The organism is Cryobacterium sp. Y62 (assembly GCF_002929785.1).
In the GTDB taxonomy this organism is placed as follows: Bacteria; Actinomycetota; Actinomycetes; order Actinomycetales; family Microbacteriaceae; genus Cryobacterium.
The window spans coordinates 25514-48656 of the sequence record NZ_PJJK01000109.1 but is presented as its reverse complement, the minus strand read 5'-3'; the positions used below and the strand labels follow the sequence as shown (position 1 = coordinate 48656).

The window sequence follows — 23143 nt, the reverse complement described above, 5'->3', positions numbered from 1 at the left end:
GAAACTGAACAGGAAGAAATCATGACTATCCCCACATTCGGTGGAACGGCCTACAGCTCGATGGGCGGCTCAACCACGCACTCTTCTACATCTGGCATGCCCGATTCCCGCTATATCCTCCCCACTTTCGAAGAGCGCACTGCCTACGGTTATAAGCGCCAGGACCCGTACGCCAAGCTGTTCGAAGACCGCATCATCTTTCTCGGCGTGCAGGTTGACGATGCTTCCGCCGACGACGTGATGGCCCAGCTCCTCGTGCTCGAAAGCCAGGACCCGGACCGCGATATCACGATGTACATCAACTCGCCCGGTGGATCGTTCACCGCCATGACGGCGATTTACGACACCATGCAGTACATTCGCCCGCACGTCATGACAGTGTGCCTCGGCCAGGCAGCATCTGCTGCGGCCGTTTTGCTCGCCGGTGGAACAGCCGGTAAGCGGCTCGCTCTGCCGAACGCGCGCATCCTGATTCACCAGCCCTCGGTTGGTGGCCAAGGCGGTGGCCAGGCTTCGGATATCGAGATTCAGGCCGCCGAGATTTTGCGCATGCGGGTCTGGCTCGAAGAGACCCTCGCTCACCACTCCAACCGGAGTGTTGAGCAGGTCAACAAGGACATCGACCGCGACAAGATCATGAGCGCGGCTGAGGCCCTCGAATACGGCCTGATCGACCAGGTTCTAACCAGCCGCAAGAACCTTCCGATGCTGGTTAAGTAGTCTGAGCTCTAAACACCGGTACGGCGCGTCGCCTTCGGGCGCCGCGCCGTTTCGGTTTGTGGCGCCCTGCACTCAAGTGTCGTACGTACAGGCTAGGCTCAATTGCAGCGAGACCAATGGAGGAGGCAGACATGGCCCGAATAGGCGAAAGTGCCGACCTGCTCAAGTGTTCCTTTTGCGGAAAGAGCCAGAAGCAGGTACAACAGCTCATCGCCGGCCCCGGCGTGTACATCTGTGACGAATGCGTCGAGCTGTGCAACGAGATCATTGAAGAGCGACTGGCTGAGGCCGGCTCCGAAGCGACCGCCGGTGAATTCGACCTCCCCAAGCCCAAAGAGATCTTCGGTTTCCTCGAAGAATACGTCATCGGCCAGGAACCCGCCAAGCGTGCCCTCGCCGTCGCCGTGTACAACCACTACAAGCGCGTGCGGTCTCGTGCCACGCTCACCGCGGCCGAGGCTATTCACGACGATGTCGAGATTGCCAAGTCTAATATTCTGCTGATTGGCCCGACCGGCTGTGGCAAGACCTATCTGGCCCAGACCCTGGCCAAGCGTCTCAACGTGCCCTTCGCCGTGGCGGATGCGACGGCCCTCACCGAGGCCGGCTACGTCGGTGAAGACGTCGAGAACATTCTGCTCAAGCTCATTCAGGCCGCCGACTATGACGTCAAGCGCGCCGAAACCGGCATTATCTACATCGATGAGATCGACAAGATCGCCCGCAAAGCCGAGAACCCGTCAATCACGCGCGATGTCTCGGGCGAGGGTGTGCAGCAGGCGCTCCTGAAGATTCTCGAGGGCACCATTGCTTCCGTTCCGCCGCAGGGTGGGCGTAAGCATCCGCACCAGGAATTCATTCAGATCGACACCACCAACGTGTTGTTCATCGTGGCCGGCGCCTTCGCTGGACTCGAAGACATCATCTCGTCGCGGGCCGGCAAGAAGGGCATCGGGTTCGGGGCGCCGCTGCACATCAAGGGCGACGATATCAACCTGTTCAGCGAGGTCCTGCCCGAAGACCTGCATAAGTTCGGGCTGATCCCCGAATTCATCGGACGCCTGCCCGTCGTCACCACGGTCACCCAGCTCGACCAGGTCGCGCTCATGCAGATTCTCACCGTGCCGAAGAACGCTCTGGTGCGGCAATACCAGCGCATGTTTGAGCTCGACGGGGTTGAGCTTGAGTTTGAACAGCCCGCCCTCGAAGCCATCGCCGATTTGGCCGTGCTGCGCAAGACCGGTGCTCGTGGCCTGCGAGCCATCCTCGAAGAGGTGCTCGGCCCGGTCATGTTCGAGGTGCCGTCCAGCACCGACGTTGAGCGAGTGATCATCACCCGCGATACCGTAATGAGCAATGCACCGGCTGAGATGGTGCTGCACAAGACCCGCCAGGTGAAGTCGGCGTAAGCCGCTGCATAATCGCACGGGGTGTGCGGGGGAGCGGCGATGAGTGAAAAGCAGTACTCGATCAGTATGGGCGCGACAGATGCGCTGCAGCCGATCACGACCGGTATCGTTGCTGCCATCACTGGATTTGCCAGTTCTTTCGTGCTGGTTATTGCCGGGTTACGCGCCGTTGGTGCCTCCGAAGCTCAGGCCTCTTCGGGGCTCCTGGCGCTGTGTCTGCTCGTGGGCGTGGCCTGCATTGCTTTGCCCTGGTACTTTCGGATGCCGGTTTCGTTTGCCTGGTCGACTCCGGGTGCCGCCCTCCTCGTAGCGGCGGGAACCACGACCGATAACTTCGGCGCGGCAGTGGGAGCGTTCCTGGTTTGCGGAGTGCTCATTGTGCTGTGCGGTCTCTGGCCCTTCCTCGGCCGGGTCATCACGAGCATCCCGAAGCCCCTCGCTGGGGCGATGCTGGCTGGCATTCTCTTTCCCATTTGTCTGGCACCGATTCAGGCGGCGATTGAACAACCGCTCCTGGCTATTCCGGTCCTGGTGGTGTGGCTGGTGTTGTACCGACTGGCGCCGCGCTGGGCAGTGCCGGCGGCGATGGTCGTGGCCGCCATCGGTATCGGCAGCACTGCGGGATTGAGCTGGTTGTCAGCACCAACATCCGCTCCCAGCCTGGTCTTTGTGGCTCCGGTCTTTGAACCACTCGTGATTGTGAGCGTCGGTCTGCCGTTGTTCGTCGTGACCATGGCCGGTCAGAACGTTCCCGGATTCGCCGTGCTCTCGACCTTCGGCTTTCGGCCTCCGCCGCGCTCGGTGCTGGTCTGGTCCGGCAACGGAACCATGGTCGGATCGGTCTTCGGAGCGCACAACATGAACCTGGCCGCCATCACGGCGGCTCTCATGGCCAGCCCGGATGCCCACCAGGATGCGTCGAAACGTTGGATCGCGACGGTCGCGTCGGGTTTCGGTTACCTCGTGCTGGGACTCGGGGCCGGCCTCGCCACCGCCCTTGTTGCGGCGTCGCCGCCGATCTTGATCATCGCCGTCGCGGGTCTGGCGTTGCTCGGCGCCCTCGTGACGAGTGTCACCAATGCGCTCGAGGAACCGGAGCACCGCATCAGTGCGATTGCGACGTTCCTGGTGACAGCGTCGGGCGTGACGCTCATCGGTATCGGGGCGGCGTTCTGGGGCCTCGTGGTCGGCGGGGTATTCATACTGTGGCTGGGCTGGCGACGCCCGCGCGTGCCCGGACGGCAGAGCTAGGGTCGTTCCCTGGGCTCTGTCGCTCGCAGTACTCCCACGGTGCTGGGACGGCCGGACGACGAGTGCCAGCCCGCCGATGCCTTCGAATGCGACCGCACCGAGCAGATAGACGTGACCGACGACGCAGAGAGTGACTTCGATGCTGACCAGGAGCAGGCCTGAATAACACAACCTGCCAAATACGATTGCCAAAGACGATGGCCGCTCAGGTTAGAGCCAGTTTCCGTGCTCAGGGGACAACCTGGGTGGGTGCCGGTGGGTCCGCACCCGTCAAAGCTGTCTCCTGCATTAATGCATCGACCCAGTTGATGCATCGTCCTAGTTGAGGCCGCGGCGGTCGAGCAGCGGCTGCAGCTCCGCGTCCCGGCCGCGCCAGTGCCGGTAGGCCTCACGCGGATCTTTGGTGCCGCCGACACCGAGCAAACGATCCCGAAAGCGGTCGCCGTTGGCGCGGGTGAGGCCGCCTTTCGCCTTGAACCACAGGACGGTGTCGGCGTCGAGAACCTCACTCCAGATATAGGAGTAATACCCGGCGTCGTAGCCGCCCGAGAACGTGTGAGCGAAATAGGTGCTCGCATAGCGGGTGGGGATAGCCGGATTGTCGAGGCCGACGGCGGTGAGGGCATCCGCTTCGAACTGTGCAACGTCGGTGACGATCGTGTCGGCGTCGATGCGGTGCCAGGCCTGATCGAGGAGCGCTGCGGCCAGATATTCGCTGGTCAGAAAGCCCTCGTTGAAGGCAGAGGAAGCCTGGATGCGGTCGACGAGGTGTTGTGGCATCGGCTCACCGGTTTGGAAGTGGCGGGCATAGTTCGTGAGGACCTCGGGCCAGAGCATCCACATTTCGTTGACCTGGCTGGGAAATTCGACGAAGTCCCGGTATACGTTGGTGCCGGAAAATTTGGGGTAAGTCGCGCGCGCGAGCAGGCCGTGCAGGGCGTGGCCGAACTCATGGAACAGGGTCGTCACCTGGTCGTAGGTCAGCAGTGTCGGCTGACCGGCCGCCGGTCTGGACACGTTGAGGTTGTTGCAGACGACGGTGGTCTCTGTGCCGAGAAGCGTCGACTGCGAGACGAGGGCGTTCATCCAGGCCCCGCCTCGCTTGGAATCGCGGGTGTAGAAATCACCGACGTACAGCCCGACCGGCGAGCCGTCTTCGGCGAAGACTTCGAACACCCTCGACTCGGGGTGCCAGCCCACCAGATCAGGCCGCGCGGTGAAGGTCAGACCGTACAGCTTCTGGGCGGCGAAGAACACTCCGTTCGTGAGTACGCTCTCGAGCTCGAAATAGGGACGCATGGCTGCGGTATCGATGTCGAACTTCGCCCGGCGTACCTTCTCGGTGTAGAACGCCCAGTCCCAGGCCGCCAGCTCGAAGCTGCCGCCCTCGGCATCGATCACCGCCTGCAAGTCGGCCTGTTCGACCAGAGCGTTGCGGGCGGCGGCCGGTGCGAGGCGCCCGAGCAGATCCCAGACGGCGCCGGGGGTCTTGGCCGTTTCATCTGCGGTTACGTAGGCGGCATGGCTGTCGAACCCGAGCAGGCGTGCACGCTGGGCGCGCAGGTGGGTGATCTCGATCACGAGAGGCCGGTTGTCGTTGGCGGCCCCAGCGGCATCAGAACGGATGCCCCGTGCGCGGCTCGCCGTCAGCAACCGTTCCCGCACGGCACGGTTGGTCAGGCTCGCAAGGTAGGGGTGTGAGGTCGGCAGGACCAGACTGATCAGGTACTGCCCGGCGAGGCCACGGTCACGGGCGGCCTCGCCAGCAGCGGATATCTCGCCATCGGTCAGCCCGTCGAGCTCGGACGCATTGTCGATGACAAGCGCGAGTTCGTTGGTGTCGGCCAACAGGTTCTTCTCGAATTGGGTGGTCAGGGTTGACAGCCGAGAGTTGAACTGGCGAAGCTCCAACTTGTCGTCATCGCTCAGTGCAGCTCCGGCGAGGGTGAACTCGGTGAAGTACCGGTCGAGCAGGTAGAGCGACTCAGCGTCCAGTTCCAGGCTGCTGCGCTGTGCGTGCAGGGCGGCGATGCGCGCATACAGGGCTGGATCGAGCCGGATGGCGTCGGCGTGGGCTGCGAGCAGCGGAGCGAGTTCTGTTTCGAGGTCAGTGGTGAAGACATTGGAGTCGGACGAGCTTTTGTTGAAGAAGACTTCGGCGACTCGGGCAAGTGTCTGCCCGCTGCGCTCGAGCGCGACGAGCGTGTTCTCGAAGGTGGCGGCATCCGCTCGCCTGGTGATGGTCTTGACGTCGGCGAGTTGTTCGCGCATGCCCTGCAGGAAGGCCGGCCGATAGTGGGCGTCCTCAATCTCGGCGAAGGGTGGCAGCTGGTGGGGCAGGGTGCTACGGGCGAAAAAGGGATTGTTTGCGGTGGAAGCCATATCCCCAGACTAGCCAAGGCTTGCGACCTGGCCGCTTGGGCTGCATCTGTCGGTGGCCCGCTATACAGTGCCTCCATGGACATCATTCTGGTTCCCGGATTCTGGCTGGACGGTTCGTCATGGTCGGCGGTGACCCCGACGCTCGTCTCGGCAGGACATCGGGTGTACCCGCTAACGCTGCCCGGGCTGGAAGGAATCCGCGCGCGGGGGTGGGTCTGAGCACGCACATTGATGCTGTCATTGCGGTGTTCGACGCTCTCGATGGGCCCGTTGACCGCCAGAAACTGTACGACCTCAGACGGTATGCCCTGCCGGTCACGGTCATCGCCTGCGAGTTTTCGTCGAGCATGCTGGCCGCGTGGATCGAACAGGGAGACGCGCATGTGTCCGAATTGAGGCACATTCTTGATGTGGAATACGTTGACTTACCGACCGGACATTGGCCGCAATTCACCCGGCCAACTGATCTTGGCGCGGCCATCCTGACAGCGGTAAGCCGTGCCGGATGATCGACTTCCGGGCTTGCGCCCAGGCCGCACCGCAAGACGTAAAATTTGACCATGACGAACCAGCCCGGAAGCTCCGAGTCCGCTCCACGGGACAAGTGCATTCACGGCTACCACGAAAGTGTGCTGCGTTCACATGCCTGGCGCACCGTGGTCAACTCTGCCGCTCGCCTGATTCCGGAACTGACCGCCAGCGCCAAGCTGCTTGACGTGGGGTGCGGCCCCGGCACGATCACGGTCGATTTGGCGCGACGCGTCTCGCCCGGCCAGGTGGTCGGTATCGACGTTTCTTCAAAGATCATCGACCACGCGGCGAAGCTGGCTGCCGATGAGGGCGTGCACAATGTGAGTTTTCAGATCGGCGACGTTTACGCACTCGACTTTGCTAACGCATCCTTTGACATCGTGCATGCCCACCAGGTGATGCAACACCTGGCTCGTCCCATTGCCGCCATGGCTGAGATTCGGCGGGTGCTGCGCCCCGGTGGCGTGTTCGCGGCCCGCGACATCGACTACGGCGGAGTGATGATCGCCCCGGCCATCAACGCCCCGGCCATCAACGCCCCGGCCAGCGACGGCCTGTCCGAGTGGATGCGGTCTACCGCGAGGTGCATTACTGGAACGGCGGCGAACCCGACCCCGGGCGATTACTCAAAGCCTGTGCCGTGCGGGTGACCGAGTCGGCTTTCGCAGCCCACGCCATTGAAGCCGGCGTGGCAGACCTGGCCGACCTGAAACGGATAGCCGCTGCCTGGCGGGCGTGGGTGCACGATTCGACCGACTGGTTCGGTATGCCCCACGGCGAGATTCTCGCCCGGTCCTGACCGCGTACCCGCACCCTACGCGGGAGTATCCCGCGTCCACTCGACGCGCACCGCGCTGAGGGCCTCGTCGAGGTTGGCACCGTCTCGCCGTTGCGCCTGCACGAAGCGCCGAGCGCTGGAGCGGGAGTCAGCACCGAGCTCCTGATCGGGCCGAACCCTGGTGCCGCTGCCACGACTGGTCGTGAGCAGACCCGCGGTCTCCAGGGCGGCGTAGGCGCGAGCGACAGTTCCCGCGGCCACGCGCAGATCAACCGCGAGCTGGCGCACCGCTGGCAGTCGTTGCCCAGCAGCGAGCGTTCCAGCGCGAATCTGGTCGGCCAGCTGCCCGCGAATCTGTTCGAACGGCGGCCTGGGATCGCCGTCGTCGATGGTGATCATGCTGGGTGAGCGGATGCGGCATCCGCTTTCTTGTTGCCCGTTCCGGCTACGCGCGCCAGCGGCTGCCTGGTTGCATCGAGCAGGGACAGCACTACTAGGACGCCGCCAAGGAGTGCCATCAGCAGCCCGACGATGACCTCACTGAGGCCGATGAAGGCCGCCGGCTGCACGTTGGAGACGACCCCACCGTCGCCGGGGGCGAAAACCGTCGCGGCGTTCGTCGTGGCCCAGCCGGCGAACAGGAGCACGCCGCCGAAGTAAAGAAACAACGCCCCGGAGCTCAGCTGCATGACCACCCGGGTGGCCAAAACACGCACAATCCGGTCGAGTTCGCCGAAACTTTCGGAGCGCGGGGATGAGGCGATCCGCCCGAGTGCGAATAGGGTGGCGGCGGCGAGTAGCACGGTCAGGCCAATCAAGGGCAGCCCGTAGAACCAGCCGGGGTAGGGGCCGGACGTGCTCGACCCCACGGTGATCGAGCGATAGCTGCCATCCGGCGTCGGGCTCGAGGCGAATCCGGCAACGATGGCGAAGGCGATGACCGCCGCGGCCGCGATCAGGGGAAGCAGAAATCCCCAGGCTGGGCCGTAGCTCCATGGCCGGCGTGGCAGCAGGTCGGCCGAACGTTTAGATGACCCGGTGCTGACCATGCGGGTCGGAGCCAGGGCGAAGACCAGCAGGCCGGCGACGGCGGCCAGACCGGGCGCGAGCATCAGCGGCAAGCCGTACCAGCCGGGTTGCGCGTCATTGACCAGGTTGAGCAGGCCGAGAACTACGCCGGTCACCGCGAGGACACCGATATTGCGCAGCAGGATCGTTCGGGCGAAGCGCCGGGCGGCGGCGGTCCCGGTGCCGGAGACCGTGATGCTAAGCGCCGCGGTGCGCTTGCGGCTAGTGACCCCCACGATCGCCACGATGACAAGCGTCAGCAGAATAAAAGCCAGGAAGATCATGCGCGCCACCTTATGTGTATCAATTAAGCAATACACGTGAGACTAGCACGTGTATCAATCCTCTGCTACACCTGCGGTTTCAGATCCAGTCATCGTCATCGTCATCCGTGTTGGTGGAAGGCTGGGTGATGGTGGCGCTGTCATCGACCGGGTTGAATCGAATGATGGTGCCATCGTCCAGCTCGATCACCGGCTTGGACTCCAGCCAAGTCAGCGTCCAGCGCCAGGTGCTGGTGTCCACGGCGAGGGCAGCGAGGTCCTCCTGCACAGCCTGCACAGCGATTTCCACGACGTGGGGGAGGCCGGCCGGCAAGGTGCCGCCGAGCGACCAACGAGTGCCGAGTTGCATGACTAGACGTCGATCTCGTAGGTGACCCAGTCGGTGCGGGTGCCGACCTGGTCGTAGAGCACCTGGGCGGTGGCGTTGTCGGCGGCGGTCAGCAACTGTAGCTGGGCCAGCTTGTGCTCACGCGCGTAGGCCTTGCTGAAGTCCATCAGCGCAGTGGCCACACCCTGGCCACGGGACTCCTCGGTCACGAACAGGTCATCGAGAAAGAGTGCAAGATCGCCACTGAGCGTACGCGGCACGGTGCGCAAGTGTGCGAAACCGACGAAGTCGCCGGCGTCATTGACCGCGACGGCACCGTAGAGGGGGTTGTTCGCGTCGATGATCCAGCTCCAGACCTGCAGCGCGATCTGGTCGGTCAACTCGCTCTCGTAGAACGCGCTGTAACCCTCAAACAGGCCCAGCCAGGGGAAGAAGTCCTTGTCGCCCAGCGGGCGTACGGTAACTGACATTTGGTTTCCTAACTTTCCAACACGGTGGCGAACACGATGTCAGTCACGGCGAGTTCGCTGCCGTCGACAAAGGTTAATTCTTGAATGCGGCCGACCGCTTTAAGATCGGCGGAAGCCAGGGTCAGGAGCGCGATTTCGGCGGGTGCACCGCAGATTACGGCGGAATCCAGCTCGGACTTCTGGGAGGCCTTGGCATCCGTTTTTGCCCGACGGATGCCGGTGAGCGCGCGACTGGCCAAATCCAGCAGGGCGATGTTGCCGGTGGCAACCCCATCGCTGCCGAGCAGGTCAGCCGCGACCGGCCACGGCGCGGTGTGCACCGAACCCTCGTGCGACCAAGACCAAGCTTCTTCGGTCGCGAACGGCACGAACGGTGCGAACAGGCGCAGCAGGGTGGCCAGCGCGGTGCGCAGCGCAGCAACAGCGGATGCCTGGCCGGTTCCGGGCTCGCCGTAGGCGCGCTCCTTGACTAGTTCGAGGTAGTCGTCGCAGAACGTCCAGAAGAAGCTCTCGGTGGTTTCCAGCGCGCGAGCGTGGTCGTAGTTCTCGAACGCGATCGTGGCCTGGGCAACGACGGCAGTCAGCCCGGCGAGCATGCTCTGGTCGACCGGTTCGGTCACCGGTGCGTCGATGCTGCCCTGCGACATCGACACAAACTTGCTCGCGTTGAGAATCTTGATCGCGAGGCGACGGCCGATCTTGATCTGCGTCGGGTTCTGCGGGTCGAAGGCCGCGTCGGTGCCGAGACGTGAGGAGGCCGCCCAGTAGCGCACCGCGTCGGATCCGTGCTTCTCAAGCATGTCAGCCGGGGTGACCACGTTGCCCTTCGACTTCGACATCTTCTTGCGGTCAGGGTCGACGATGAAGCCGCTGAGCGCGGCGTGCTGCCACGGCGACTTGCCGTGCTGCTGCTCGGCGCGCAGCAGGGTCGAGAACAGCCAGGTGCGAATGATGTCCTGGCCCTGCGGGCGCAGCGAGTACGGAAAGACCAGGTCGAATAGCTCCGGGTCCTGCTCCCAGCCGCCAGCGAGCTGCGGCGTGAGCGAGGAAGTGGCCCAGGTATCCATCACATCGACTTCGCCGACGAAACCGTTGGCCTGGCCGCGCTGGCCGTCGGTGTAGCCGGGTGCGGCATCCGATGAGGGGTCAACCGGCAGCAGGTCGCGGGTAGCGACGATGGGCTGGTCGAAGACCGGGTTGGAGTCAGCGTCGAGCGGATACCAGACCGGCAGGGGGACGCCGAAGAAGCGCTGGCGAGAGACGAGCCAGTCGCCGGTGAGGCCATTGACCCAGTTCTCATAGCGCACCTTCATGAATTCGGGGTGCCAGGCCAGCTCGGTGCCGTGCTCGAGCAGGCGGGCGCGCAGCTCTTCGTCGCGAGCGCCGTTGCGGATATACCACTGTCGGGTCGAGACGATTTCGAGCGGCTTGTCGCCTTTTTCGAAGAATTTCACCGCGTGCACGATCGGTTTTGGTTCGCCGATCAGGTCGCCGCTGGCTTTCAACAGCTCGACCACGGCGGCCTTGGCGCCGAACACGGTCTTACCGGCGAGCTGCGTGTAGGCTGCGCGGCCGGCCTCGGAGGTGATCACCTCGGGTATCTCGGCGATGATGCGGCCGTCGAAGCCCATGATGGTACGGTTGGGCAGGTTCAGCTCCCGCCACCAGACGACGTCGGTCACGTCGCCGAAGGTGCAAATCATGGCAATCCCCGAGCCCTTGTCCTTCTGGGCGAGGTGGTGGGCGAGAACGGGAACCTCGACACCGAACACGGGGGTGGTCACCGTGGTGCCGAACAGGTGCTTGTACCGCTCGTCATCCGGATGCGCCACCAGGGCCACGCAGGCCGGCATCAGCTCCGGACGGGTCGTTTCGATCTCGATTGTCGTGCCATCCGGCTTCAGGAACGATACCCGATGGTAGGCGGCCGGCATATCCTTGTCTTCGAGTTCGGCCTGGGCCACCGCGGTGCGGAACGTGACGTCCCACAGGGTCGGTGCCATCGCCTGGTAGGCCTCGCCGCGCTCGACGTTGCCGAGGAAGGCCAGCTGCGAGGTGTACAGCGCTTCCTTGCCGATGGTGCGGTAGGTCTGGGTCCAATCAACGCTCAGGCCGAGGGTGCGCCAGAGTGCCTCGAATTGCTTCTCATCTTCTTTGGTGAGGGTCTCGCACAGTTCAATGAAGTTGCGGCGGCTGATCGGCAGCTGGTCGGCGGCCTTCGAGCTCTTGCCGTCGCCGCCCTCGAACGGCGGAACGAAGTTGTCGGTATAGCCGAGGGAGGGGTCGCAGCGCACACCATAGTAGTTCTGCACCCGACGCTCGGTGGGCAGGCCGTTGTCGTCCCAGCCCATCGGGTAGAACACGTTCTTGCCACGCATGCGCTGAAAGCGGGCGATGACATCCGTGTGGGTGTACGAGAACACGTGGCCGATGTGCAGCGAGCCGGAGGCGGTCGGCGGGGGAGTGTCGATCGAGTAAATCGACTCGCGGGTGGCGTTCTCCCGAGCGAAGCGATAAGTGCCGTCGGACTCCCAGCGGGACTCCCATTTGGCTTCAAGCCCTTCGAGGACGGGCTTTTCTGGGACGCGATCGGCGGTGGTCATAGTTCTCCGGTTCGTATGTGGCACCGTGTCGATGATGAGGTGCCTAAGTCTGCCCATCTAATCTACCCGATCGGCTCTTTTTCCTTGAACGGGCAGAACCGTGGAGCGCGTCGGCAGGTGTTTACCCGAGTAATCGGGGCACAGCCTTGAGCAATTGCACCGAATACGGATGCTGCGGTGCGGCGAACACGCGCGCCGCCGGTCCGCTCTCCACGATGCGTCCGCTGCGCATCACCGCGACATCGTCGCTGATATGCTGCACGACCCCGAGGTCGTGCGAAATAAAGATCAGGCTGAGTCCGCGCTCCCGCTGCACGTCGTCGAGGAGATCGAGCACCTGCGCCTGAACACTCACGTCGAGGGAAGAGACGGGCTCGTCGCAGATAAGGATTTCGGGACGCCCGGCCAGTGCCCTGGCGATACCGACGCGCTGGCGCTGTCCGCCGGAAAGTTCGAGCGGGCGCCGCGACAGCACTGTTCCGGCCAGTCCGACTTCGTCTAACAGCGTCGTGAGCCGGGCAAGGCTCTGCGGCGACCGCCGCGAACCCCGTGAGTGGGTGAGCGCGGAACCGAGGGCATCCGCGAGAATCTCCGCGACGCTGCGGCGTGGATCGAACGAGCCGAGGGCATCCTGATAGATCGCCCCAACGCCTGGACGCCGCCCCCGCCGTTTCTTCTCGGCGATCGAACTCCACGGCCGGCCGAACAGCTGTACCTCGCCCTGCTCCGGCTCCAGCAGCGCGAGCACCAGGCGAGCCGTCGTGGTTTTTCCGGAGCCTGACTCACCGACGATACCGAGGGTGCTGCCCCGGTGCAACGCGAACGAGACATCGTCGACGGCGAGCTGCCGACTGCCATCTGGACGCCGAAAACTCCTGGTCAGGCCGATGGCCTCAAGCACGATTTCGCCCTGCTCTGTGGCGGTCGGGGCTGGAGCCGGTGAACGGGGAATAGTGCGGGCGGCGGGGGAATCCATGGGGCTCAGCCGGGTGCCGCGCGGCTTATCGGCCGGAACAGCAGCGACCATGCTGCGCGTCTGTTCGTGCTGCGGGGAACCCAGCACCTGTTCGGTCGGGCCGGATTCAATGAGCAGGCCGTCGTGCATCAAGGCAACCCGATCGGCGATACGGCTCACCACTGCAAGGTCGTGGCTGATCAAAAGCAGGGCGGTGCCGCTCCGTTTGATCTGCTCGAGCAACGCCAGAATCTGCGCCTGCACGGTCACGTCGAGCGCCGTCGTCGGTTCGTCGGCGATGAGCAGCGGTGGATCCAGTGCGATCGCGGCTGCGATGAGCGCCCGCTGGCGTTCTCCGCCGGAAAGCTGGCCCGACCGTTTCTGTACCTGGTGGACAGGGTCGGGCAACCCGACCGCATCGAGCAGTTCGATCACTCGGCGGGCACGAGCCGCAGCCCCCAGGGTCGTGTGCAGCCGCAGCGAGTCGGCGATCTCCCGCCCGATCGGCCGAAGCGGGTCGAGGGAGACCAGAGCATCTTGCAGCACCAGGCCGACGTCCTTGCCGCGCCGAGACTCCCAGGCCCGGTCGGTCAACCCCTGCACGCTACACCCGCCGAGGTCGAGCCGGTCGGCCTGTACCCGGGCGTTACCGCCGGCGAGTCCGAGCAGGCTGCGCGCGGTGACACTTTTGCCCGAACCGGATTCGCCGACGATGGCGAGGCACTCGCCCGGCGCTATCTCGAACGACACTCCTCTCACAACCGGCTCGGCGGCGCCGAAGCCAACACGCAGGTTGTGTACGGTCAGCGCTGCGGTGGCGCTCATGCGTGCCGCATTCGTCGGTCGATGCTGCGGCCGAGCACGGTGGCGGTCACGGCGGTGAGCACGATGAACACACCGGGAAAAAAACTCATCCACCAGGCCGAGGTGATGTAGGTACGTCCGGCCGAGAGCATCGCGCCCCACTCTGCGGTCGGCGGTTCGGCACCGAGGCCGAGATAGCTCAGTGTTGCGGCCCAGACGATCGCCTGGCCGACGCCGAGAGTCGCGAGCACGAACAGCGGCGCGAGCGTATTGGGCAGAATATGACGCGCCAATATCTGCCAGCGGGTGCGGCCTAGCACGGTCGCGGCCTCGACGAAGGCGGCACCGCGCACGGCGATAAGCTGCGCGCGAATGATGCGAGCGTAGCCAGGGGCGGTGGACAGCCCGACCGCGATCGTCGCCGTCGCCACGCCGGGGCCGAACACCAGGATGAACAGCAGGGCTAACAGTAGACCGGGAAACGCGAACAGCACCTCAAGAAACCGGTTCACGGTGAAGTCGACGACCGGGCCGAGCATTCCGGCCAGGGTGCCGAGTACCACGCCGAGCCCCAGGCCGATCGCCGTCGCGGCGAGACCGATCACGAGCGAGTACTGGGTGCCATGCACGACCCGGGTATAAATATCGCGACCGGATTCGTCGGTGCCAAAACCGTGCGCGAAGGTCGGTGGCGAAAACGCCGCCAGCGGGTCGATTGCGAGTGGATCGCCAGGGGCCAGAAACTGCGGCACCACTGCCGCGATCAACAGAAAGAGGGCGAGCAAGCCGGCCAGGCCCTCGGCCACTGCCAGACGTCGTGGCCGAACGGACTGGCTGGAATACACGGCCAGCTCGGCCTGCACCTCGAGATCGCTCACGAGAGTCGCAGCCGGGGATCGACCAGGCGACTGACGGCATCCGTCAGCAAAGTCATCAGAATATAGGCAACGGCGACGATCATCACGACGCCGATTACCACCGGAACATCGCGCAGGGTAACCGCGTTCAGCAGGGTGCGGCCAAGCCCTGGCCGGGCGAAAATGGTCTCGACGACGACAGCGCCACTGATCAGTGAGCCAAAGGCCCAGCCGGAGAGGCTGATCGCCGGCAGGGAGGCATGGCGCAGCGCGTGGATCCAGCGCACACCGCGCGCGCCCTCGCCGCGCGCCCGCGCCGAGAGCACGAACGGGCTTTCCAGGGCGATCAGCAATGATTCGCGCATGATCTGCCCGAGGAAGCCGGCCAGCGGAATGGCCAGGGTGAACACCGGTAAGACCAGTCCGGCCACTCCAGCGGTGCTGATCGGGGGCAGGACGCCGAGCCAGATGCTGAACACGACGATGAGTGAGGTCGCGAGCCAGAAGTGCGGCAGCGCCGCGGCGACGATTTCGAGGCTCGACCCCACCCGCGCGGCGACCCGACCACCGCGCGTCGACCAGGTGGCCAGTGCCAGCGCGATCACCCAGGCCAGGCCGAGGGCGAGCACGGCGAGCAGCAGGGTGCCGCCGAGCTGGGCCAGAACGAGCGGACCGACCTCCATATTAAGGGCGTAGGACCGCCCGAGGTCACCGGTCGCGAGGCGACCAAGCTGGGTGAGGTACTGAGTGAAGACGGGCTGGTCGAAGCCGTATTCGGCGGTGACCGCCGCGAGTGCTTCGGGAGAGGCCTGCGAACCAGGGCCACCGAGCACAGCCTGGGCCGGGTCGCCGGGAATCAACCGCACCGCAAAAAAAGTGACGGATGCCACGGCCCATAGCACGAAGACCGCTCCGGCCAGGCGCACGCCGAGTCGGCCGAGCATCCGCAGCCCGGAGCGATCGGTCGACGCTACCGGTTCAGCCACGCGTCGTACAGCGTGGGCACGGCCACGGTCGGCAGCGTGCGCAGGCCAACAACGTCGTTGCGCAGCAGATAGTGGTTCTGCTGGTCGTAGAGAGGCAGAATGTAGAAGCCCTCTAAAATGCGCTCCTGCGCTTCGGCGTAGAGCGACGTGCGCTCCTTCTCATCCGCGGTTTGGGCCGCAGTCGTGAGCAGTTCATCGATCTCGGGGTCGTTGACCTGGGCGAGGTTGGCGAAGTACCCGCTCGGGGCCGGCACGATGCTGTCGGAGTGATACAGAATACGCAGCACGTCGGGGCCGACCTTGGTATACGGCGCGCTTACGGCGTCGTAGTCGTTGGTGGCGAGCGCGGCGTACCAGCTGGAGAGATCCATCGGGGCGAGCTTCACTTCGAAACCGGTCTCTTTGGCCGTGGCCTGGATCTGTTCAAACACGCTCTGCTCGGCCGGAATGGACTGGTTGGTGCTCACTGGAAATTCCACCGAGAGTCGCACGCCGTCTTTGACACGGTAGCCGGCGGCATCCGTTTCACTCCAGCCGGCCGCATCAAGCAGTTCCTCGGCAGCGGACGGGTCGTAGTCAAACAGGGCATCGTTCGACACGCCCATGGTCTCGACGCTCGACAGGGCCGAGTACGACCGGGTGGCGGTGCCCTGGAACAGGCTTGAGACGGCGGCGTCGACGTTCGCCGAGCGGATGAACGCCTCACGAACCCGCACATCGTTGAACGGTGCCTGACCCGAGTTCAGTTCAATGCGGTTGGAGGCGCCGGGGCGCGGCGAGTCCAGCTGCTCGATCGAATCGCTCTGCTTGGCCTGCACAATGGTGTCGGGTTGGGCGTTGTCGATCACGTCGACCTCGCCGGACTGCAGCGCGGCGTAACGGGAGGCCGAGTCGGGAATGAAGCGCCAGATAACCTTGTCGAGGTAGGCAGGGCCGGAATGAGCGGCATCCTCCGGCGGGGAGACATAATTCTCATTGCGCACGAGCGTGATCGCGTTCTGCTTGACCCAGCTCTCAACGACGAACGGGCCGGTGCCCACCGGGGTGGCACAGTTCTCGTCCTGGCTGCGCTCAAGCGCCGCAGGGGATTCCATCGCAAGCCACACCTGCGACAGCGACTCGAGCAGAGCGCTGTCGGGTTCGGTCAGCGTAAAACGCACAACAGTGGGGGAGACGGCCTCAACTCGGGCAACTTTGCCGAGGGCGAGGTATCCGGTCGAGGACAGCGTTTCGGGGTCTTGCAGGTGGGCGATATTCGCCTGCACGGCTGCGGCGTCGAAGACGGTTCCGTCGGTGAAAGTGACGTCGCCGCGCAGGGTGAAGTCCCAGGTCAGGCCGTCGCCGCTCGGCGTCCAGGACTCGGCCAGCCACGGAATGATCTGGCCGGAGGAATCGCGGGAGACCAGCGACTCCAGGTACTGCGCGCTAATCATTCCCTGCGGAAAGTTTCCGCCGACGTGCGGGTCGAGGCAGTTCGGTTCGGCGTCGCCCGAGGCATAGGTGAGGGTGCCGCTGCTTCGCGGCTCGCCGACGGGGTCGTTTGAGGAGGTCGGCGTGCAGCCGGCGACCAGCAGGCCGACGGTGACCAGGCCGACAAGAGCTCCGAGGGCGCGAGTGGTGCGCGTTGCAGTAGTGATCGGGGCGAGCTGAGCGGGCATTCACAAACTCTTTCCCCGACATCCGTTGCCGAGTTGGTCTCAACTGAACCGACCCATCGTGCGAATGGGCCGACCCATAACACTAACGCCGTTTCGCTCCGGTATAATCGAAGCTGGATGACAGTGACCCGGCCATCACCGGGAAGTCTTCGGAAGAACGAATGTTCACCCTCGGGTAAACGTCTTAGTAGAACCGAACGAGTCGGGCCCGTTACAGCCTGTGAACAAGCGGTCGCTCGCGGTATTGGGCGGCAAGCGAGGTGGTACCGCGGCGATTTCTACAGAATCGTTCGTCCTCGTGGAGCAGGGCCCCAGCGACCCGTCCCGGTAGGAGAAACATTTTGTACCCGAAGAACCGAAACGCCCCTGACAGCGTGTCTAGCGGGGCCATCGTTCCCTCCCCGAACTTTCCCGCACTCGAAAACGAGGTGCTCGAATTCTGGAAGAACGACGACACCTTTCAGGCCTCGATCGACCAGCGTGACGGTGCCGAGGAATGGACCTTCTACGACGGCCCGCCGTTCGCCAACGGCCTGCCGCATTACGGGCACCTGCTCACTGGCTACGCCAAAGACCTATTCCCCCGGTTTCAGACCATGCGCGGCAAGCAGGTGCACCGCCGGTTCGGTTGGGACACCCACGGTCTGCCGGCCGAACTGGAGGCCGAACGCAAGCTCGGCATCACCGACAAGAGCCAAATCGAAGAGATGGGCCTCGCCGCGTTCAACACGGTCGCCCGGGAGTCGGTGCTCGAGTACACCAAGGACTGGGAAGAGTACGTCACTCGCCAAGCCCGCTGGGTCGACTTTGACAACGACTACAAGACCCTCGACATCACCTTCATGGAGTCGGTGATCTGGGCCTTCAAACAGCTGCACACCAAGGGACTCGCCTATGAGGGCTACCGGGTGTTGCCGTATTGCTGGCGTGACCAGACCCCGCTCTCCAACCATGAACTGCGCATGGACGACGACGTCTACAAGATGCGCCAGGACCAGACCGTCACGGTCACCTTTCCGCTGATCGGCACCAAGGCCGAAGCCCTCGGCCTGACCGCGGTGCGCGCCTTGGCCTGGACCACCACCCCGTGGACCCTGCCATCCAACATGGCCCTCGCCGTCGGCCCCGACATCGTCTACGCCGTTGTTCCAGCCGGCCCAAACGGCACCCCGGACGCCGAGGTGCTGCGGGAAAGCGCTGACTCCACGGCTGCCGCCCCGCTCGGTTTGGTAGAAGTACTCGGCGCCGAATACCTGATCGCTATCGACCTAGTCGGCAACTATGCCAAGGACTTGGGCTACGAGTCGGCGGCGGACGCCGTTGCATCCGTTTCGCGCACTGTTACCGGCACCGAGCTCGCCGGCGTCGGCTACGATCGCCTGTTCGACTACTACGCCGACACCGCAGTCTGGGGCACCGAGCAGGCCTGGCGATTTGTCATCGCCGACTATGTCACCACGAGCGACGGCACCGGCATCGTGCACCAGGCTCCCACCTACGGTGAGGAGGACCAGAAGGTTTGCGAGGCCGCCGGTATCCCAGTCATCCTCTCCCTCGACGACGGCGGAAAGTTTCTCAGCGACATTCCCGAGGTGGCCGGTCAGCTTTGGAGCGACGCCAACAAGCCTCTCACCGCGCTGCTCAAAGCCAACGGCCGGCTGCTGCGCCAGGCCAGCTACGAGCACTCTTACCCGCACTGCTGGCGCTGCCGCAACCCGCTCATCTATAAGGCCGTGTCGAGCTGGTTCGTGCGCGTCACCGACTTTCGCCCGCGCATGGTCGAGCTCAACCAGGAGGTGAACTGGGTTCCGGAGAACGTGAAAGACGGACAGTTCGGCAAGTGGATCGGCAATGCCCGCGACTGGTCGATCAGCCGCAACCGCTACTGGGGTTCACCCATCCCTGTCTGGAAGAGCGACAACCCCGATTACCCCCGAACGGATGTCTACGGCTCGCTCGACGAGCTCGAGGCCGACTTCGGCGTGCGCCCTACCGACCTGCACCGGCCCTACATCGACGAACTTATCCGCCCGAACCCCGATGACCCCACCGGCCAGTCCACGATGCGCCGCATCGATGACGTGCTCGACGTCTGGTTCGATTCCGGCTCGATGCCCTTCGCCCAGGTGCACTATCCGTTCGAGAATCGGGAATGGTTCGAAGCGCACAACCCGGCCGACTTCATCGTTGAGTACATCGGACAGACCCGAGGCTGGTTCTACCTGCTACACGTACTCTCTACCGCACTGTTCGACCGGCCCGCCTTCAAGAACGTCGTCAGTCACGGCATCGTGCTCGGCAACGACGGCCAGAAAATGAGCAAGTCGTTGCGTAACTACCCCGACGTCAACGAGGTCTTCGACCGCGACGGCGCCGACGCCATGCGCTGGTTCCTGATGAGCTCGCCGGTGCTGCGCGGCGGCAACCTCGTCGTCACCGAGGAAGGCATCCGCGAGGCCGCCCGCCAGGTCATGCTGCCGCTCTGGAGCACCTGGTATTTCTTCTCCCTTTACGCCAACGCGTCCGGCACCGACGGTACCACCGGCTACAACGCCAGCTGGCGCACCGATTCCACCGACGTGCTCGACCGTTACCTACTCGCCAAGACCCGCGACCTCATCGTCGGCGTCACCAACGACCTCGAAGCGCTCGACAGCACGGTCGCCGCCGCCCGCCTGCGGGACTTCGCCGACGTGCTCACGAACTGGTATGTGCGCCGGTCCCGCGACCGATTCTGGGGTGGCGCCGCCGCCGAAGCCACCGCCCACGAGGCATTTGACACCCTGTACACCGTGCTCGAAACCGTCTGCCGGGTCACGGCTCCGCTGCTGCCGCTCGTTACAGAGCGCATTTGGCAGGGCCTCACCGGCGGTCGCAGTGTGCACCTGGAAGACTGGCCGGATGCCACCCTGTTCCCGGCCGACGAAGAACTCGTCACCGCGATGGACCAGGTTCGCCTGATCAGCAGCACCGTGCTGTCGCTGCGCAAACAGGCCGGCCTGCGCGTGCGCCTGCCGTTGACCAACCTCACCGTCGTCACCGGCAACACCGCCGCACTATCGGCGTTCGTCGGCATCCTGCGCGACGAACTCAACGTGAAAACGGTCACGCTGATCGAGCTCGAAGATGACAGCGCTGCCGCCTACGGTGTCACGAGCAAGCTCGTCGTCAACGCTCGGGCCGCTGGTCCCCGCCTCGGCAAGCAGGTGCAGCAGGTGATCAAGGCCGCTCGCGCCGGTGACTGGAGTGAGACCGACGGCATCGTGACGGCCGGCGGCGTCGCTCTCGAGCCAAGCGAGTTCGAACTGACCCTTGAGGCGAACAACGAGGCGGGTGACGGTGCAACCGCCCTGGCCTTGCTGCCCGGCGGCGGTTTCGCCCTGCTCGCTACCAGCACCACGCCCGAACTCGAGGCCGAGGGTTTTGCCCGCGACCTCATTCGGGCCGTGCAGGACACCCGCAAGTCGGCCGGTTTTTCGGTGAGCGACCGTATCCGTCTCGATCTGCTGTTTCAGAATGAAGCGGATGCCGACTCCTTCGACCTCGCTCTCGAGGTGAACGTTGCGCACGAAACCCTTGCCACGACGTTCACCACCCATCGCCCGTCGCAGGGCGAATTCTCCGCCACTCTGCCGTCCGAGTGGCTCGAAGCGCGCGTCGGCGCGCCCGTCGAGCACTACGTACGGTTTGAAGCCGATCACTATGTTAATGTGGGCGCCGTCATTGTTGCCGTCGCACGCGTGAATGGAGCAGTCTTTGTCTGACCACAACGACATCGAGAACAACGATGCCGAAAGCACCGATTGGAAGAACATCACCGGTCGCGGTGACGACGCTGAGCCGATGAACCAGCCGGCTCCGCTGGATGCTTTTCGGGAGGCAGGCGACGCCGTGTTCGCCGACCTGCTCCAGCGCGTGGGCGAGGCCCAGCCGCAGCCGCGCCTCGCACCGACGCGTCGGGCCCTGGAATTCCTCGGCGACCCGCAGACGTCCTATCCGATCATTCACATCACCGGCACGAACGGCAAGACGAGCACGAGCCGTATGGTCGAGAGCATCGTGCGCGCCTACGGTCTGCGTACCGGCCTGCTGACCAGTCCGCACCTGGTGCGGCTGAACGAGCGCATCGTCATCGATGGCGAACCGATCAGCGACCAGATCCTCGCCGCGAACTGGACCGATATCCAGCCCTACCTGCAACTCGTCGACGGCGAACTTAAAGCCGCCGGCGAAGAACCATTGACCTTCTTCGAGGCACTCACCGTGCTGGCCTTCGCTTGCTTCGCTGATGCGCCGGTGGATGTCGCCGTGATCGAGGTCGGCATGGGCGGCGAGTGGGATTCCACCAACGTCGCCGACGGCCAGGTTGCCGTGTTCACCCCGATCGCTCTCGATCACACGCTGCGCCTGGGAAATACCGTCGCCGAGATCGCGCGCACCAAGAGTGGAATCATCAAGCCGGCGGCATTCGTTGTCTCGGCGGCGCAGAGCATCGAGGTGCAGGCCGAACTCGATCGTGCCGCCGAACTGACGGAGTCGACGCTGGCCCGCGAGAATGAGGGGTTCGAACTGCTCTCGAGCACCGTCGCAGTCGGCGGGCAGGTCATCTCGGTGCGCGGTCTGGCCGGTACCTATAACGAACTGTTCCTGCCGCTCTACGGCACGCACCAGGCGCAGAATGCAACAGTGGCCATTGCGGCCGTCGAATCGTTTCTCGGCGCCGGAAATCAGGCTCTCGCCAGCGATCTCCTCGCCGAGGGCCTGGCGACGGCGACGTCCCCCGGCCGCTTGCAGCTCGTCGGTATCGAACCGACCGTGCTCGTGGACGCCGCGCACAACCCGCACGGCGCCACCGCCCTCGCCGCGGCCCTCGAGGTTTACTTCGACTTCGACGAAATCGCCGTGGTCGTGGGAGTTCTGGTCGAGAAGGACGCGCAGGGAATCATCGCTGCGCTCGCGCCGCAGGTCGACCGCTTCTACGTCACTGAGCCGCACTCCGCGCGGGCCGTGCGCATGGACGACCTCGCCGATAATATCGCCGAGTGGACCAGCGAACAGGTCACCTTCCGCTTCGATGACCTAGCTGGTGCCCTGGAGAGCGCCCGCGAATGGGCAGCCGAGGCACCGAAGCGTGCCGTGCTCGTCACCGGTTCGATCGTGCTCGTCGGCGACGCGATCACCCTCGCCGCCGCCGGTGAGTGGATGGAGAAGTGAGCGGTCGCCGCTCGGTCAAGCGGTCGCTCGCAACCATCCTGCTCGGTTTCGAGACCATCGTCGTCTTTCTGGGCGCCGTCGTCACCCTGGGGCTGGTGTCCGTGGCGACCGAGCCCGGCCCGGTCTCACCGCTCGGTGTGATCATCGGCGGCGTACTGCTCTGTGCAGCGATGGTGGCCCTGATCCCATTGCTCCGCTACAGCTGGTCCTACCCGATCGGCTGGGCGCTGCAGGCGATCATTATCGCCACCGGGTTCGTCACCCCGGCCATGTTTTTTGTCGGCGCTCTGTTTGCCGCCATGTGGACCTACTGCATGGTCACCGGCTCGCGCATAGATCACACGCATCGAGATCAACAGAAGGAGATTGAATGAACACCCCGATTGAAGAAACCCTCGTTTTGGTCAAGCCCGACGGCGTCGCCCGTAACCTGACCGGCGAAATTTTGCGCCGCATCGAGGCCAAGGGATACTCCCTGGTCGACGTCAAGCTCGTCGAACCGGACCGCTCACTGCTCGCAGCGCACTACGCCGAGCACGCGGGCAAGCCGTTCTACGAGCCCCTCGTCGAATTCATGGAGAGCGGCCCCATCGTCGCGTTCCGTGTTGCCGGCAATCGCGTCATCGAGGGCTTCCGCGCCCTGGCCGGAACCACAGACCCCACGACTGCCGCTCCGGGCACCATTCGCGGTGACCTCGGCCGCGACTGGGGGTCCAAGGTTCAGCAGAACCTCGTGCACGGCTCCGATTCGCCCGAATCCGCAGCCCGCGAACTTGCGCTCTGGTTCGACTGAGAGCATTTTCGGCCTGCGCGGGACTTGCGCCGCTGCGCGGAGGCGCAACTCC

20 protein-coding genes and 1 pseudogene are annotated in these 23143 nt (G+C 64.4%); 11 read left to right on the top strand and 10 right to left on the bottom strand.

Features of this window, described 5'->3' with window-relative positions; all coding sequences use genetic code 11:
* Positions 1 to 60 precede the first annotated feature (60 nt).
* The 4 genes from CXY71_RS11305 to CXY71_RS22375 all read left to right on the top strand — a co-directional run bounded on the left by CXY71_RS11305 (position 61) and on the right by CXY71_RS22375 (position 3542).
* Positions 61 to 720, top strand: a complete 660-nt coding sequence (locus CXY71_RS11305) for an ATP-dependent Clp protease proteolytic subunit (RefSeq protein WP_233198270.1) — start codon at positions 61 to 63, stop codon at positions 718 to 720.
* Between the two features lie 131 nt (positions 721 to 851).
* A complete protein-coding gene (gene clpX, locus CXY71_RS11300) occupies positions 852 to 2129 on the top strand; it encodes an ATP-dependent Clp protease ATP-binding subunit ClpX (RefSeq protein ID WP_104135757.1) in 1278 nt (425 codons plus the stop codon).
* Positions 2130 to 2168: 39 nt separating this feature from the next.
* Positions 2169 to 3380, top strand: coding sequence for a benzoate/H(+) symporter BenE family transporter (locus CXY71_RS11295; protein WP_104135707.1), 1212 nt, complete (start codon positions 2169 to 2171; stop codon positions 3378 to 3380).
* Between the two features lie 39 nt (positions 3381 to 3419).
* Positions 3420 to 3542 carry a hypothetical protein gene (locus tag CXY71_RS22375; protein WP_255412637.1) on the top strand — a complete coding sequence of 41 codons (123 nt, stop codon included), beginning with the start codon at positions 3420 to 3422 and terminating at the stop codon, positions 3540 to 3542.
* A 156-nt stretch (positions 3543 to 3698) separates the two neighbouring features.
* On the opposite strand, the gene CXY71_RS11290 is transcribed toward CXY71_RS22375, so the two are convergent.
* Positions 3699 to 5762, bottom strand: a complete 2064-nt coding sequence (locus CXY71_RS11290) for a M3 family metallopeptidase (RefSeq protein WP_104135706.1) — start codon at positions 5760 to 5762, stop codon at positions 3699 to 3701.
* Between the two features lie 75 nt (positions 5763 to 5837).
* Here CXY71_RS11290 and CXY71_RS11285 point away from each other — a divergent pair.
* The 3 genes and pseudogenes from CXY71_RS11285 (at position 5838) to CXY71_RS22660 (ending at position 7092) form a co-directional block, all read left to right on the top strand.
* Positions 5838 to 6271: pseudogene (locus CXY71_RS11285) on the top strand (alpha/beta fold hydrolase).
* Between the two features lie 51 nt (positions 6272 to 6322).
* Positions 6323 to 6943: a class I SAM-dependent methyltransferase gene (locus CXY71_RS11280; protein WP_368665881.1), complete on the top strand. Its 621-nt coding sequence runs from the start codon at positions 6323 to 6325 to the stop codon at positions 6941 to 6943.
* Complete coding sequence (locus CXY71_RS22660; protein ID WP_368665880.1) at positions 6940 to 7092, top strand: hypothetical protein; 153 nt, start codon at positions 6940 to 6942, stop codon at positions 7090 to 7092. Before CXY71_RS11280 ends, CXY71_RS22660 begins: the two co-directional genes overlap by 4 nt.
* Positions 7093 to 7107: 15 nt before the next feature.
* Here the strand turns inward: CXY71_RS22660 and CXY71_RS11275 are convergent, their stop codons facing one another.
* The 9 genes from CXY71_RS11275 to CXY71_RS11235 all read right to left on the bottom strand — a co-directional run bounded on the left by CXY71_RS11275 (position 7108) and on the right by CXY71_RS11235 (position 17084).
* Complete coding sequence (locus tag CXY71_RS11275; RefSeq protein WP_104135705.1) at positions 7108 to 7470, bottom strand: GntR family transcriptional regulator; 363 nt, start codon at positions 7468 to 7470, stop codon at positions 7108 to 7110.
* The gene (locus tag CXY71_RS11270; protein ID WP_104135704.1) at positions 7467 to 8423 is read right to left on the bottom strand and encodes a hypothetical protein; all 957 of its coding nucleotides are present in this window, start codon (positions 8421 to 8423) and stop codon (positions 7467 to 7469) included. The genes CXY71_RS11275 and CXY71_RS11270 overlap by 4 nt, the downstream gene beginning before the upstream one ends.
* A 79-nt stretch (positions 8424 to 8502) precedes the next feature.
* Positions 8503 to 8772, bottom strand: a complete 270-nt coding sequence (locus CXY71_RS11265) for a hypothetical protein (RefSeq protein ID WP_104135703.1) — start codon at positions 8770 to 8772, stop codon at positions 8503 to 8505.
* Between the two features lie 2 nt (positions 8773 to 8774).
* Complete coding sequence (locus tag CXY71_RS11260) at positions 8775 to 9221, bottom strand: GNAT family N-acetyltransferase (RefSeq protein ID WP_104135702.1); 447 nt, start codon at positions 9219 to 9221, stop codon at positions 8775 to 8777.
* Between the two features lie 8 nt (positions 9222 to 9229).
* A complete protein-coding gene (gene valS, locus CXY71_RS11255) occupies positions 9230 to 11824 on the bottom strand; it encodes a valine--tRNA ligase (protein ID WP_104135701.1) in 2595 nt (864 codons plus the stop codon).
* 121 nt (positions 11825 to 11945) lie between these two features.
* Positions 11946 to 13604, bottom strand: a complete 1659-nt coding sequence (locus CXY71_RS11250) for an ABC transporter ATP-binding protein (protein WP_104135700.1) — start codon at positions 13602 to 13604, stop codon at positions 11946 to 11948.
* Complete coding sequence (locus tag CXY71_RS11245; protein ID WP_104135699.1) at positions 13601 to 14461, bottom strand: ABC transporter permease; 861 nt, start codon at positions 14459 to 14461, stop codon at positions 13601 to 13603. Before CXY71_RS11245 ends, CXY71_RS11250 begins: the two co-directional genes overlap by 4 nt.
* Positions 14458 to 15384, bottom strand: coding sequence for an ABC transporter permease (locus CXY71_RS11240; protein ID WP_104135756.1), 927 nt, complete (start codon positions 15382 to 15384; stop codon positions 14458 to 14460). Before CXY71_RS11240 ends, CXY71_RS11245 begins: the two co-directional genes overlap by 4 nt.
* Before the next feature lie 26 nt (positions 15385 to 15410).
* Positions 15411 to 17084 (bottom strand): ABC transporter substrate-binding protein, encoded by a 1674-nt coding sequence (locus CXY71_RS11235; protein ID WP_104135698.1) that lies wholly within the window; start codon positions 17082 to 17084, stop codon positions 15411 to 15413.
* 374 nt (positions 17085 to 17458) lie between these two features.
* On the opposite strand from CXY71_RS11235, the gene ileS reads away from it, so the two are divergent.
* The 4 genes from ileS (at position 17459) to ndk (ending at position 23091) form a co-directional block, all read left to right on the top strand.
* Positions 17459 to 20848 carry an isoleucine--tRNA ligase gene (gene ileS, locus CXY71_RS11230; RefSeq protein ID WP_304481830.1) on the top strand — a complete coding sequence of 1130 codons (3390 nt, stop codon included), beginning with the start codon at positions 17459 to 17461 and terminating at the stop codon, positions 20846 to 20848.
* Between the two features lie 79 nt (positions 20849 to 20927).
* Positions 20928 to 22298, top strand: coding sequence for a folylpolyglutamate synthase/dihydrofolate synthase family protein (locus tag CXY71_RS11225; RefSeq protein WP_104135754.1), 1371 nt, complete (start codon positions 20928 to 20930; stop codon positions 22296 to 22298).
* On the top strand, positions 22295 to 22672 hold the full coding sequence (locus tag CXY71_RS11220) for a DUF4233 domain-containing protein (protein WP_158253066.1): 378 nt from the start codon (positions 22295 to 22297) through the stop codon (positions 22670 to 22672). The genes CXY71_RS11225 and CXY71_RS11220 overlap by 4 nt, the downstream gene beginning before the upstream one ends.
* Positions 22669 to 23091 (top strand): nucleoside-diphosphate kinase, encoded by a 423-nt coding sequence (ndk, locus tag CXY71_RS11215; RefSeq protein WP_092450801.1) that lies wholly within the window; start codon positions 22669 to 22671, stop codon positions 23089 to 23091. Before CXY71_RS11220 ends, ndk begins: the two co-directional genes overlap by 4 nt.
* Positions 23092 to 23143: the final 52 nt, after the last annotated feature.